This window comes from Vibrio sp. THAF64 (assembly GCF_009363455.1).
GTDB classification, from domain to species: domain Bacteria; phylum Pseudomonadota; class Gammaproteobacteria; order Enterobacterales; family Vibrionaceae; genus Vibrio; species Vibrio coralliilyticus.
On record NZ_CP045356.1, the window covers coordinates 90,839 to 104,906 of the forward strand.

A 14,068-nucleotide genomic window follows, 5' to 3' on the forward strand; every position below is an offset into this window, starting at 1 on the left:
TTGATTCATTCAGCTAATTATTTGCTATGCAGCACTTTCTGCTTCAGTGCTCTTTTTTTCGCTTTGCATTTTCGCAAGGAAGTAAACATTAACGCATGCAATAAAGCCATTAGTCACTACGACTGGCCAAGCATCAATCATAAGACCGTAAGCAGTAAAAAGCGCACAACCAATGAAGTTCAGCACGCGCAGCTTAACAATGTCTTTCATGGTTAGAGAAATTGCTACCATGATAGATGCAGCGTAGCCTAGAATTTCAACCATATTCATATCCATAATTTGACCCTCTAAAAGTTTGCCGAACAGTGTCGGTACCAATTCTTCTCGCCTTGAGATAACTGAGGAAGCTCCATGCCTCGAATGGTCTGAATAATTATCTGTGGAAAATATAACAGGGCTAAATGTGTGATGAAAGCCCCAGTTTTGGGTTTGTAGAAGGTTAGCGATTACGCAAACGTTTAATGTAGTTTACTAATTTGTAATAACTAAAAATGTTGGCTGCTCTAACTGTCATTACTAAAAAAGCCCACATTTAGTAATGTGGGCTTGGTGTGCTACTAGTGATATCAACTACTTCTTTTTACCCTGAAGCACTTGTTTGTCTTCTTCCGTTAGCTCACGGATGCGACGACTAATATCACGACGTTCTTTCGAGATTTCTGCGCTCTTAATGATGTGGTCATCAACGCGATCTTCATAATCAGCTTTCATGTTTTTGATGATGCCGACGATCTCATCAGGCGTCATATCCGGCTTGATGTAATCCATCAGGTTCTCAAGAAGATCGACGCGCTTACGGTTGTCACGAACCTTTTTTTCATTATCAAGCAGTTCACGCTTTAGCTTATTCTTACGACGGGCCTGAGCTACAATTTCAAATACACCACTCATAGGTTTCTTTCCTATATTTACTTACCTTTAACTGTCTTCGATTAAAACACAACATTCCTGCCGATAACAGTCTTAAGATCAATCATTACAAGGCGTTGACGATTTTATCACCAATCTACTTATTAGGTGATTGAGCAAGGGCTATAGTTCAGGATATGATTTCGCTATTGATATCAACTAACACCGCACCACTATGCGAACTTCTGACATTATTATCCCTAAAATTGAGCCTGCTGAAGTGCCCCAGCGTTCGAGCAAAATCATCGAAGCTTACAGAAAAGAGCGTACTCGTCAGGAAGTGACGGAAGTCGAATTAAACCGTAGTAAAATCGTGATGATCGATGAAAACGGAAACATGAAAAAAGTTCCCATCCTTTCTGAACATTGATTTGGGAAGATTCAAATAAGGAAATAAAAATGAGCATAGAACTAAATCCTGTTGAAGCCCGTGTTATTGGCTGCCTGATTGAAAAAGAAGTCACTACACCTGATTACTACCCGTTAACATTAAACAGCCTGACCAGCGCATGTAATCAGAAAAGCAACCGCGAGCCAGTTATGGCCTTAAGTGAATTGGATGTTCAAGAAGCAGTCGATAGCCTTATAGGGCGCAGGCTGGTTAGCGATGAAAGTGGATTTAATAGTCGTGCTAGCAAGTTTCAGCATCGTTTTTGCAACACTGAATTTGGTGATTTGAAACTGACCAAGCAAGAGAAAGGTATTGTTTGCTGCATGCTTCTACGCGGCGCTCAGACGCCGGGTGAATTGAGAACGCGTACGAATCGATTGGCCGAATTTTCAGATGTTAAAGAAGTAGAAGCAATACTGGAACGTCTGGCTGCACGTGAAGAAGGTGCATTGGTCGTGAAACTGCCGCGTGAAGCCGGTAAGCGTGAATCACGTTATATGCATTTGTTTGGTGGTGACGTGGATGTAGAAGCTATGGCAGCGACAAGTGCTTCTACTGTTCAGCCAGCTTTTAACAGTGATCGTGTCGAGGCGCTTGAACAAGAAGTGGCGACGCTAAAGTCGGAAATGGCAGAACTCCGTCAACTTGTCGAGCAACTAACCGCTTAATGTCTCAGCCAAAACAAACTGCAACGTGTTCGGATTGGTACGTTTATCTTATCCGGACGCGTTTGAATGCTTTGTATTGTGGTATCACTACAGATGTTGAGCGACGCTACTCTCAACATCAACTAGGTACCGGCGCCAAGGCGTTAAAGGGTAAAGGACCATTGACACTCGAATGGTCAGCTAAAGCGGGTCAAAATCGTTCAGCAGCTTCCCAAATAGAGTACCGCATCAAGAAGCTCACGAAATCTCAAAAGGAGCGGTTGATTTCTGGAAGCTCAACTTTGAGTGACTTTTTCGATATCGATCTACTCAATTAAATTCCCGTCATTTTCTGAAATTTGTATTAACCTTGATTATGAGACGTCAAAAAGGTTGATATGGATATGAAACTATTAAGAAAAACGTCAATAGCAGTGGCGGCAGGTTTAATTTCTTTAACCGCTAACGCAGCAACAGTAGTCCCAGATGGTCGTGGGAATGGGATGGGGAACACGGGAGTTACCACCGCTGATTATGTGTTAGCGCCTTTCTACAACCCCGCTCTGGTGGCTGTTTATCGAGATTCGGACACGTTTGGGATACTGCTTCCTGGTATTGGAGCTCGAATTCGAGATACAGACAAAACCCTTGAAACGGTTGATGATCTTCAGGATGCAATAAAGCAGTTTGAAAGCAACCCTTCTACACCAGGAATTGAAGCCACTATCAATGGTTACTTAGACCAACTCGCAGACGACAAGCCACTTGGTGTGAATGGTGGTGTTGTTGCTTCGGTTGCGTTACCTCTGAACGCTTTTTCAACAAATTTATTTTTGCGAGGCTATGCGGATGTGATCGCAAAAACAGATATTTCCAGCTCTTCCAATACCCAAACACGCTATGAAAACTCTCGTGTAGACATGATTGCATTCGGATACAGCGAGTTTGGTGTTGCTGTTGCAAAACGTATGACTCTTGCAGGACAAGATGTTTCACTCGGCATATCACCAAAATTCCAGACGATGCGAACTTACAAACAAGCGCTGACGGTGGAAGATTTTGATTTAAGTGATTATGACCAAAGCGAAACCAAGGAAAACGCGTTTAACTTGGACCTTGGTGCCGTATGGTTTTATGAACAATTCCGTGCTGGAATCGCAATTAAAGACTTGTTTTCACAAGAGCTTCAAACGCTTGATATAAGCGGCGTGAGTACTTATAAGCTTGATACTCAGGTGACAGTGTCAGGTGCTTATGCGCTGGATTATTTTGTCGCGACGGTTGACTGGGATTTGACTAAGCAGGAGCGATTTACTGACCAAAATGATGATACCCAATTCTTACGTTTTGGTATTGAAGGTAATGCTATGGGGTGGGCACAACTCAGAGCTGGTTATGAAATTGATTTGGAAGATACATTAGACAACTCAATTACAGCAGGCATTGGTATTAGCCCAGGTGATTTAGTTAGCCTAGACTTGGCGGGAAGTTATGCTGGTGATAACCAATATGGCATCTCAGGTAATTTGTCTTTTACGTTCTAGACTCAATTATGCATAATTAGCCTATTAATGTAAGTTGATGTTTTTAATAGGTTAATTTGTAACCACATAATCGACATAGTTGGGAATCAAATAGTAACCTTTAATAAATTAAAAACTAAAGTTAGCTAGGTATCCAAGAGGGCAAACAATGTTTAAAACAACGCTGTTATCATTGGCGGTCGCTGTATCAGCGACAAGTCAGGCACACACTACACAAGTCCTCAATGGTTACTGGCAATACGACGAATATCTCGATTCCCATCCCGTACAGAAGCAGTTAACGGATGCGTTGTCTGAAACAGTAAGAAATTACCCAACTCCGATTTCGGCGAAGCAAGATAAGCCAGTTTCTATTGCTGTGGTTTATCCTGGGCAGCAGATTTCGGACTATTGGGTTCGAAATATCAAAGCTTTTGAAACTCGTTTAGAAAAGTTAGGAATCAGCTACAAGATAAACCAAGTTTTTACTCGGCCGAATCTCGATGTCAGACAACAAAGTCTTTCGTTGCTTGAAGCGGTTCAAAATAAAGCTGACTACTTGATATTCACGCTTGACACGACTCGTCACCGCAAATTTATTGAACATGTTTTGAGTTCAACCGATACCAAGCTCATTCTGCAAAATATTACGACCCCTGTTAGAGCTTGGGACGATCAGCAACCCTTCATGTATGTGGGGTTCGATCACATCAAAGGCGCTCGAATTCTTGAGCAGTATTACAAAGACACCATCCCTAAAGAAAGCCGTTACTCGGTGCTTTACTTTTCTGAAGGTTACGTGAGTGATGCTCGTGGTGACACGTTCATTGAAGAGATGAGTCATCATGATTCGTACAAGCTATCTTCATCGTATTACACCACAGCAACTCGAGAATCTGGGTTTAATGCTGCCGTTAAAGCGGTAGAGAAAGATCCAAGTATCTCCTTCATATATGCGTGCTCTACAGATGTTGCCTTAGGAGCAGTAGAAGCACTTAAATCGATGAAGAGAGAGGATATTCTTATTAATGGTTGGGGTGGTGGTAGCGCCGAGTTGGAGGCTATTTCTAAAGGCGATCTAGATGTTACAGCCATGAGAATGAATGATGACACTGGTATTGCTATGGCAGAAGCTATTAAGTGGGATCTTGAAGGTAAAAATGTACCGCACGTCTACTCTGGTGACTTTGAAATAGTGACCAAAGCGGATAGCCCTTCAAAAGTTGAGAAATTAAAGCAGAGAGCGTTTAGGTACTCGGATCAATAATGGCATTGTTAACGCGGCGAGGCAGCAAAAGCCGTCTCGCCACATTACTTACCCGTTCTATATTCCTCACTATCGGTGTCTTATCGTTGGTGATGGTGTTCCAGAACTATCAAGTAAATCGCCAGGTCGTCTCCCAAGAGGTGGCGCGCTCAAAGCTGCAAACGCAAAGCTTAGTGCAGCAAATTTTCAACTTCCGACTTAAAGCCCTAGAAATCCAGCAAGACAGTTACAGTCGCAATGAATCTTTGATTGAGGCTTTTGCTGAATCTGACGTAAATGGACTGGATCGCTTTTTTAATGGCATTGACCAAGCTGCTCCAGAGTTGGCGCCTGATTTTCGTTTTATCACAGCGGAAACAGAAGTCGTCTGGGATGATTCTAATTACCAGTTCTATGGTATCTCACCCGATCAGCTTTCTCATCTAAGTGATGATATGACCACTGGTGGCAGTTGGCACTTGTCACAAACTCCATCCTTGTTAGGTACGCGTTATCTGATGGTTCGTCGGGTGCCTATCATTAACATGGCTTCTGGCGAAGTACTGGGTTATCTCCACATTGGCGTTGTGATGAACAATAACTTTGCGTTGATCAATGCTCTATTGAGAGGTAGTAACGCAGATCAAATCCTGCTTTCTGTTGGCTCAGAAGTGATCGCGTCGAGCACCAAAGACAAAGATTTCCGGCACATCGAATGGCTTGAAGAGTCTGCGTTGGATTTCACCGCCAGTAAATACATGGTATCAAAGACAGACCTGACCATTAGCAATGTGGCAACCTTTCTATCGATTTACACCATTCAGGATAATCAATCTATCGTGATCCTTATGCGAAGCCACTATATATGGGTGGCAGTAGCAGGGTTACTTTTGGTTGTCATTGCGATTTATAGCCGCTTGTGGCTTGGAAAACGTGTATCGAAAGAACTCGCTAACTTAATGCGCTATACAGAAAGTACGGTCGAAATTAAAGATGCCAGTAAGTTTCCTGGCTCTCCGATTGAAGAATTTGATCAAATTGGTCAATCATTTGAACTGTCATTCCAACGTTTAAGCGAGCAAGAAAAGCAATTTGCTGATTTGTTCAATTTCTCCCTTTCTCCCATTACTCTTTGGGATGTCGAAGGAAAATTGATTAGAAGCAACCCAGCCGCAGAGCGCAGTTTTCGTGTAGAAATGGGTGATGAGCAAAATGATTATCAGCTTTTGGTTGAGAAGCTCGGCCCACATATTCGAATGTGTGCGAAAGGAGCAACGCTAACGGGTATTAATATTGCCATTAGAGAGAAAACTTATCGCTGGAACCTTTCCCCCATCTTTGTCGATAAGGGTATTAACAATATCATGGCGCAAGGTCAGGATGTGACCAGCTTTGTCGATGCTGAGATTCAAAGCCAAGCGGCAAGAAAAGAAGCTGAAGAATCTGCAAGAGTACGGGCGGATTTCTTAGCTAAGATGAGCCATGAATTGCGGACGCCACTTAACGGAATTTTAGGCGTTTCCCAGTTGCTTAAAGGGAAAATATCTAATACAGACGATATAGAGCATTTAGACGTACTGTGTAACAGCGGTGAACACCTGCTTGCGGTTTTGAATGACATCCTCGATTTTTCGAAGATTGAGCAGGGTAAGTTCCATATTCAATCTGCCGATTTCCGCTTGGTCGAATTGATAAGCGCTGTCGAGAAAATCTATACGCCATTGTGTGATGAAAAAGGTATTGGATTTGTTGTTGAAACTAATGTCAGCAATAACACTTTCGCTCATAGTGATCAGGTCAGGTTGAATCAAATCTTGTTTAACTTGGTCAGTAACGCAATTAAGTTTACTCACGAAGGTGAGGTAACGGTGTCACTATTTTGTGATGGTGAAAGTCCAGAATCGCGCTTGAACATCAGCGTTAGAGATACGGGGATCGGCATTGAACGTGAGCGTATTTCTCATATCTTCGAACCTTTCGTACAAGCCGAAGCGACGACAACACGCGAATATGGCGGAAGTGGACTTGGTTTAGCGATAGTCCACAGTTTAGTCGAGATGCTAAATGGACAGATTGAGATTGAAAGTTCTATAGGCTATGGGACTAAATTCAGTTTATCTGTACCGATTGAACTGACTGAGTCCGTTGAGCAGGTTGAAACCAGTACATTCCTGATTGAGCCTGAAAACCTATTTGATAGAACATTGAATGTTTTACTTGTCGAAGACAATCATACCAATGCATTTATTGCGAAGGCGTTCTGTGAAAAATATGGAATGGAGGTGGCTTGGGTTCAGGATGGACATAATGCTATCGATCATCTGAAGAAATCGGATAACGTCGATCTAATCTTGATGGATAATCAACTACCAAATTTAGGTGGTATTGAAACGACTAAAATCATCCGCGAAGATTTGAAACTTGATATTCCTATCTTTGCCTGTACTGCTGACGGAATGCAGGACACCAAACGCGCATTTTTGAGCGTTGGCGCCGACTATGTAATTGTCAAACCAATTAAAGAACTAGCTCTAAATCAGGCATTCATTCATTACAAAGAAGAATTTCTTACCAAGCTAGAAGAGTGTTGATAGCGCAGATTGCTCTAGCAACTCTTGCTTCAATTCATCAGACATTTCAATTTCCTCACTGAACTTTATGCCAAAGCGATGGCCTTTCTTTTCTTTCTGAATCCCGACAATAGTATATTTAAGGCGTTCTGGGATTAGCTCATTTAGCGGTGTGTCCAACTCTATATTGCTGCTTTTCGTTAATTCACACTCACCTGAAATAAAAAATGCGCATCCAGAAACTGAAAAATCGACCATAGCAGCTTTATAACTGATGGTGTTTGATTTGACCTCAATAGGAATGTCCAAAGCATACCTTTCATGCTCGCGTATAGGTTTAGAAGCGAAGTGCTGAGGCATGCGAAGGAAAATCAGATGTCCAGGTGAACTGATTTGAGAAATGACAGAGGTCTTAAAGGCAACGATATGACCGAGTTTGGTATTCGTTATTCCCCTTACCACTACTACCGCATTGTTTAGTTTTCTCATGACAAGCGATTCTTTTGCTTTCTGAGGTAAATCAATGATGAGAAATTGATTAGTTTTACAGCCAACATAGTGGGTGTTAAACGGGTACTGATCGGCAGGGCCAAACTCAATGGTTGCAGAGAGTCGCATTCCGGGAATAAGTAATTTAACAAGTTCAGTAGCAGCATCATTCACAGAGGGCATGGTCAAAACATCTTATTATTATTTGAACGATATCTTTTTAAATATACTCCCTTCATAAACAAGTGTAACTTCTGAAACTAAAAATGGGGGCTTAGCCCCCAGTTTGTTATGCGCATTGTTCGTGGATACTGTATTCAGTTCCATCAAGGTAGCTCTCAATAGCTTGATAGCATTCTTGGTCGCATAATAGGTGAAGTTTGCTTCGGCGCTTTAAGACATCTTCAGCGTTGGTGCCAAGCTCATGCTTTACCAGATAGTCGATTTCTTTTTGATAGATTCCTGCAGAGAACTTGATACCAAGATCCTGCTCTGTGGTCACCCCTTCTAGAAGCTGTTCAACGCGGCTGCCGTAAGCTCTTAGCCAGCGTAAGCGTGTTTCATTGTCTATAAACGGAACTTGCTTCGCCAATTGAGCTTCCATCTTTTCCCATGTGAAGTCTTCGCCACCAGGAAGTGGGGCGTTCTTTGTCCAAGACTCTTTCAAGTTGAAGTATGGAGAAAGATGCTGCATCGCAGATTCAGATAGCTTTCTGTAAGTTGTTAATTTACCGCCAAAGATGGAAAGTAAAGGTGCTTCTCCATCTTTATGATCCAGTGAGAGTGTGTAATCTCGAGTAATCGCCTGTGGTGAATCTGACTCATCATCACAAAGTGGCCTCACGCCACTAAAATCAGCAACAACATCATCGATCGTGATTTGTTTGCGGAAGTGCTGATTCGTCACATCGATCAGATATTGTTTCTCTTCTTCACTAATCGCGACTTTACGAGGGTCACCTTTGTATTCGACATCTGTAGTTCCGATCATCGAGAACTTACCGAGGTAAGGAATGACAAACACAATACGGTTATCTTCATTTTGCATGATGTAAGCCTGCTCTTCATCATGAATTTTTCGAACGATGATATGAGAGCCTTTGATCAATCGAATACCGTAAGGGGAAGGCAGTTTAGTGTTCTCGGTCAGGAATTCTTTTACCCATGGCCCCGTTGCGTTTACGAGCGCTTTCGCTTTCCTGAAAAACGTTTTACATGTACGTTGATCGTATAGCTCTACGTGCCAGATGCCCTCAATACGCTGAGCCTTAGTGACTTTACAATAGTTACTGACCTCGGCACCTAGTTCTTGAGCTTGGATGACGTTAAGGACAACTAATCGCGCATCATCGACCCAACAATCTGAGTATTCAAAGCCAACGTTCAGTTCAGGTAAGGTAACATTCTCATTATCTAGCTTAATCTTCTTACTGCTAGGCAGAGAGGTTCGTTTTCCCAAATGATCATATAGGAACAAACCTGCTCTGATCATCCAAGCAGGGCGAAGAAATGGTCGGTGAGGCAACCTAAAACGCATGGGAAAAGCGATGTGTGGTGCTTTAGCGAGTAAAACTTCACGTTCTGCTAAAGCTTCACCTACCAAGCGGAATTCATAATGTTCTAAATATCGAAGTCCACCATGAATCAATTTTGAACTGGCAGAAGAGGTTGCGCCAGCAAAATCTTGTGCTTCATAGAGGCCGACTTTTAAGCCTCGACCTGCTGCGTCCACTGCGATACCGGCACCATTAATGCCACCTCCGACAACTATTAAGTCCAGCAATTCTTGTTCTTTTTGTTCTTTTAAGTAACTAACGGTCATCTTTTTGATTCCTAATGTTCGAACGAGCATTTGTTTTGAGCAATATAACCACATTATAATCACAGATGTTAGATTTTACCTCACTAAATATGATCTAGATCATTCTAATGAGTGTAATTCGAAAGTTAATCGAGTGTTTTTTTGGGTTAAAAGAAAATTAAGGAACAAAAAAAGCCCTCGATTTATCGAGGGCCTTAATTAACGAAAGAGTGAACTAGGTGCTATCTTGCAAGCTTTTGATGAGCTCGTGAAAAGTGTCCGGCGCAAAATGCGCCAACAATTGAAAGTTCACCTGCGAGACATAGCACTGCAGCGACTTCCGCAAGGGCTTTTGCTTTTCCTGTACCTAACAGCCCCATCAGCTCCAGACAGGCTTTTTGGCTAGGCAAATGTGTTCCTCCACCCACGGTTCCAACCATCAAGTTTGGAAGAGTGACACACGCATATAACCCACCTTGTTTGTTCAACTCCATGCGAGTAATGCCGATTGCCGACTCAGATACACACGCAGCATCCTGACCACAGGCAATATATAGTGCAGCAAGTGCATTCGCATAATGAGCATTTACACCAATAGAACCACTCAAAGCGGCGCCTGTTGTGGTCATCTGACCGAACTTAACCATTTGCTCGGGTGTGGTATGCAAGTACTTTTCGACCAGTTCTCTGGTTAGTTGAATTTCTGCGGTCACTTTTTTACCACGAACATGACGTAGGGTGTGCGCATTTGGCTTCTTGTCACCAGAGAGGTTGCCATCAAGGAAGGCATCTTGAGGCGAGATAGGGGAGTGATCCAATATGTAATTGAAGACTTCATTGGTTGCGATTGTCACCATGTTCTGGCCAGAAGCGTCACCAGTATGAAACTCAAAAATTAGATAGGCATGGTTACCTTCAATATTGATGTTAATGTCGTGCAACTGACCATGCGAGGTGGTTGATTCCGCCACTTGTTTGAAATGGTCATACTGAGTGACGACCCATGCTACGAACTGACCAGCGTCTGCTAAGTGCTGAAACTCAAACACGGGAGTTCGGGTGACTCCTTCGTTTAAGAGCATCGCGCTAGCTCCTCCCGCTGCCGTGATCAATTGTGAGCCACGGTTATAGGAGGCGACTAGCGCAGCTTCGGTTGTCGCGAGTGGGACAAAATAATCGCCATTAGCATGCAAGCCATTGACTCGTAAAGGGCCAGCAAGGCCAACGGGTAGTTTCACTGTACCGATAAAGTGTTCGATGTTCTTATTGTAGAGCTCAGCTTGTTGCTCGGTTACTGGGTCGAGCAGCGCGTCACGATCAGTCAACGGACTGAGCTTATCCCAACGTTTAGCCAAATTTTTCTCAGAGATATAAGGGTTTGGTGTTAACCGCAAAGCGGGCCCCTCAAAATGGGGGCTCATTAGTTGTTCAAGTTGTTCGGATTGTGGCCCTTGATTGAAGACTGGATTATTGTCATGGTGAGACAAGTTTAGTTTGGGCATAGCGAAAACAGACATTAAAATTATCAGTGGATTCTAACGACTCTGAACGGGAAGACAATATCTTGTTTACCTATTGGTACAAATTTCCAGCTACACGTGTACGTCGAGTAACGTACCAATCATTTCTTGATCACGTTGTAGCATATTTGTCCCAATGCGACTGTATTGCTCGGCTTGAGTCAGTTTGATCATGGGTTCGATGTCGGAGGGTTCTGGTTGTTTGAATTCAACTTTATTGAACTCATAGGATTCGTCTTTTTGAATAGGGTTGGGTTTGTGGACTTGATTGATCTCACGCGCAGCTTCGTCAGCCATTTTTGATGACTGTTCGATCAGTTGATAACCTGGCTGAACTGAGGAAACTGACATGGACACCCCCTGTATAACTTAAGCTTAAGGTGTGTTTGCGTTTTCAGCAAGTTGTGCTAAGAAAACAAGCTAGAGATGAGCTTCTGCTCTTCATCCGTTACCAAAACAGGTCGTGAGCCTTCTAGTGTTTCTGTTATCTCGCCCTTTAGTGCACGCAATTGCTGAGGGCTTAAATTTTTTATCTGTTCTTTGAACAGTTCAAACTGTTTAGGGTTCATATTAGGCTGCCTCCGAATCAATCCAGTTTTCTGGTTCGAAAAGCAAGAGATGTTTCCTTTCATCTTCTTACTCCCGTAAGAATTATCTGACTCCAGTTTATGGAATAGAGGTGAAGTTTTGTCCGGATAATGTCAGGTAGTGTTAGAGAAAGGTGAAGGAGACCGCAACGCGGCCCCTTACAATTAGTGCTTTTTATCGATAGTATCTGATTGATTTACGCGCACTGCGAACTTGCTTGCTAATGAGTGTAATTCAGGCAGCATTCTGTATATAAGGTACAACTGCTGTAAGACCATTTTAACGGAATTGTCATCTTCTTCACGCCATTCAGCCAACCTTGCCTCCATTGCTGGATCATCGATGTCACTGGTATCGCAGGTATCACAATGGTCGTTCAACTGATTAAACAAAATGTCCAAATGGTGGTGGATAACCCGATGCGCATCGAGTACGAGCTTATGCGTGTCCTCGTCGTTAATTCTCGTTCTATGAGCACCTAACGCAGAGATGTAACTGAGTAGCGCGTGGCTTAAGGTTAAGAAACGAAAGCTCTCATCTACCGCTGAACGATACCGACCTGGCTCAGCGAGCATGGAACTGATCGCGTTAGTCAGATTAGCGTCATGGTTATGGGCACTTCGCCGCGCGATTCGATAGGTGAGACTGTCTTTCTTACCTATCCGGTATTGACCAATGATCTGTGCAAGGTAGCTTCGATTTGCTTGAATTGTATCTGCCATCACAGTGTAGAGTCGTTTTGACTGCCAATCTGGCAAAATTAGAGCGACGGCAACTACTGCTAAAGCGCAGCCAATAATCGTATCGGCTAAGCGTGGTAGAACGACGGCATAGCCTTCTCCAAGTTGGTGAAAACAGAATAAAACCAATACAGTGATAAAGCCTGTAGCGTAACCGTAATTTGCCAAGCGGAAAGCAAAGAAGGCAACACCGGATACGACAATAAAGACCAGTTGGCTCTCTTGAGAAGGGAAAAACGTTAATAACGGTACACCAATCAATAAGCCCGCAATGGTGCCCAATACTCTAGCGACTAGCTTCTGTCGTGTAGCACTGTAGTTAGGCTGACAGACGAACAAGGTCGTCAGTAGGATCCAATAGCCTCTTTCGATACCGAAAGCCTGAATGATTCCATAGCCAGCGGTCAGAGCGATAGACATCCGGATTGCGTGACGAAACAACATCGAATCTTTGTTTAGATTGGATGTGATACGTAGCCACATCGCATTAAGTGTATGAGCCTCTGTATCATCAAGTACATCCTCTTCCAATGCACTGGCGTCGGGGTTACTGATGTTACTGAGTTGCTTTTCTACTGTCGCAAGGTTATTGAACAGGTAATTGAGTTGGTTAAGAAGGGATTTCCACTGGGGATTATTTTGTTCCTGTAGATGAGTAAGCGAGCTCATTAACTCATCTAATGCAACGACGGAGTCCTCGCTGTGTTGATACTCTTTCCCTAACCGAATGGCCTGAGCGATGTTTCGACACGCTTGAGCTTGGGTTTCCAGTAAATGTTTAAACCTGAATAAAACGTCCGAACGACCAAAGTGCTCAGCTAACTCCTGATAACGGTAGTGGCTGGAGCTGACTCTTTCGTGAATATCTTGAGCGAGGAAGTAAATATTGAGAAATCGGTCGCTTGCGCCATCCACATGACCTCGTTTTGAACGGCTGAGCAATGTGGCTTTACACAGGTTTAATGCTGTAACCGTGGCTGCGTTGAGTGTTGCTTCTTTAATCCGGAAAGGCTGGGGCTCTAGATTGGTAACAGGGTGGAATAACTGGCTTCTAGATTCGAGGTAGTTAGCTAACTGAAGAAAAACGGTTGCTAGGCTTTGTTGAACGGGCTGCATAGGCCATAACGCTGACCAAACAATCGACATAAAGAAATACCACGCCGCGCCTGAAAGTAACATTATGGGCTGTAGCCATATGTTGGTGCTTTCATGAGCGCCTAACATTGTGTATATGGCGATAAGCAGCGACCCAAACGCGATACTGGCGTATCTAGGGCCTATTGCTCCTAGCATGATAAAACCAAAAGTAGACGCAAATAATCCGGCTGCGAATAGAATGGGAGTTTCAAACAGCAATTCGATAGAAAACGATGCAATAGCGAAACAAGCCAGCGTCAATACAATAGATTTGAGTCGGCCTGTGAAATTGTCATCGCTTTCAGCCAGTGCTGCTGCGATCACGCCTAAAATAAGCGGGATGATGTAGGCATCAATAGGGTAGTACCAGCTAGGAATGACGACACCCAATAGAGTCACCAGAATGAGCAGGCTGTAGTTAATGGTCTTGTTTACCCAAAAAAGGCGGAGCTGACTGAAAAATTGCACGTTATCGATTCTTAGAGTTGCTTGATACTGACTATTGTA

The 14,068-nt window shown here is 43.2% G+C and carries 14 protein-coding genes; 6 read left to right on the forward strand and 8 right to left on the reverse strand.

Going from position 1 to position 14,068, the window contains the following annotated elements; translation table 11 throughout:
• Positions 1-24: 24 nt before the first annotated feature.
• Positions 25-276, reverse strand: coding sequence for a YgjV family protein (locus FIU99_RS16935; RefSeq protein ID WP_029236068.1), 252 nt, complete (start codon positions 274-276; stop codon positions 25-27).
• A 294-nt stretch (positions 277-570) separates the two neighbouring features.
• Entirely contained in the window at positions 571-891 is a 321-nt protein-coding gene (locus tag FIU99_RS16940; protein WP_006961083.1) for a DUF496 family protein, read from the reverse strand.
• Positions 892-1,084: 193 nt separating this feature from the next.
• Here FIU99_RS16940 and FIU99_RS16945 point away from each other — a divergent pair, with 193 nt between their 5' ends.
• The 6 genes from FIU99_RS16945 (at position 1,085) to luxQ (ending at position 7,307) form a co-directional block, all read left to right on the forward strand.
• Entirely contained in the window at positions 1,085-1,279 is a 195-nt protein-coding gene (locus FIU99_RS16945; RefSeq protein ID WP_006961082.1) for a hypothetical protein, read from the forward strand.
• A 29-nt stretch (positions 1,280-1,308) separates the two neighbouring features.
• Complete coding sequence (locus FIU99_RS16950) at positions 1,309-1,968, forward strand: YceH family protein (RefSeq protein WP_006961081.1); 660 nt, start codon at positions 1,309-1,311, stop codon at positions 1,966-1,968.
• A complete protein-coding gene (locus FIU99_RS16955) occupies positions 1,968-2,285 on the forward strand; it encodes a GIY-YIG nuclease family protein (RefSeq protein WP_019275432.1) in 318 nt (105 codons plus the stop codon). The genes FIU99_RS16950 and FIU99_RS16955 overlap by 1 nt, the downstream gene beginning before the upstream one ends.
• Positions 2,286-2,351: 66 nt before the next feature.
• Positions 2,352-3,491, forward strand: coding sequence for a conjugal transfer protein TraF (gene traF, locus FIU99_RS16960; RefSeq protein ID WP_039952225.1), 1,140 nt, complete (start codon positions 2,352-2,354; stop codon positions 3,489-3,491).
• Between the two features lie 148 nt (positions 3,492-3,639).
• Positions 3,640-4,737 carry an autoinducer 2-binding periplasmic protein LuxP gene (locus FIU99_RS16965; RefSeq protein ID WP_006961079.1) on the forward strand — a complete coding sequence of 366 codons (1,098 nt, stop codon included), beginning with the start codon at positions 3,640-3,642 and terminating at the stop codon, positions 4,735-4,737.
• Entirely contained in the window at positions 4,737-7,307 is a 2,571-nt protein-coding gene (gene luxQ / locus FIU99_RS16970) for a quorum-sensing autoinducer 2 sensor kinase/phosphatase LuxQ (protein ID WP_006961078.1), read from the forward strand. Before FIU99_RS16965 ends, luxQ begins: the two co-directional genes overlap by 1 nt.
• On the opposite strand, the gene FIU99_RS16975 is transcribed toward luxQ, so the two are convergent.
• The 6 genes from FIU99_RS16975 to yccS all read right to left on the reverse strand — a co-directional run bounded on the left by FIU99_RS16975 (position 7,293) and on the right by yccS (position 14,029).
• Positions 7,293-7,958 carry a PilZ domain-containing protein gene (locus FIU99_RS16975; protein ID WP_006961077.1) on the reverse strand — a complete coding sequence of 222 codons (666 nt, stop codon included), beginning with the start codon at positions 7,956-7,958 and terminating at the stop codon, positions 7,293-7,295. The two genes, luxQ and FIU99_RS16975, sit on opposite strands and share 15 nt — an antisense overlap.
• 106 nt (positions 7,959-8,064) lie before the next feature.
• Positions 8,065-9,597, reverse strand: a complete 1,533-nt coding sequence (gene glpD / locus FIU99_RS16980; protein WP_006961076.1) for a glycerol-3-phosphate dehydrogenase — start codon at positions 9,595-9,597, stop codon at positions 8,065-8,067.
• A gap of 221 nt (positions 9,598-9,818) precedes the next feature.
• Complete coding sequence (locus tag FIU99_RS16985) at positions 9,819-11,078, reverse strand: hydroxymethylglutaryl-CoA reductase (protein ID WP_152472416.1); 1,260 nt, start codon at positions 11,076-11,078, stop codon at positions 9,819-9,821.
• 90 nt (positions 11,079-11,168) lie between these two features.
• The gene (locus tag FIU99_RS16990; protein ID WP_006961074.1) at positions 11,169-11,447 is read right to left on the reverse strand and encodes a hypothetical protein; all 279 of its coding nucleotides are present in this window, start codon (positions 11,445-11,447) and stop codon (positions 11,169-11,171) included.
• Positions 11,448-11,503: 56 nt separating this feature from the next.
• Complete coding sequence (locus FIU99_RS27375; RefSeq protein ID WP_006961073.1) at positions 11,504-11,665, reverse strand: hypothetical protein; 162 nt, start codon at positions 11,663-11,665, stop codon at positions 11,504-11,506.
• A gap of 183 nt (positions 11,666-11,848) precedes the next feature.
• Positions 11,849-14,029 (reverse strand): YccS family putative transporter, encoded by a 2,181-nt coding sequence (gene yccS / locus FIU99_RS16995; protein ID WP_152472417.1) that lies wholly within the window; start codon positions 14,027-14,029, stop codon positions 11,849-11,851.
• Positions 14,030-14,068 lie beyond the last annotated feature (39 nt).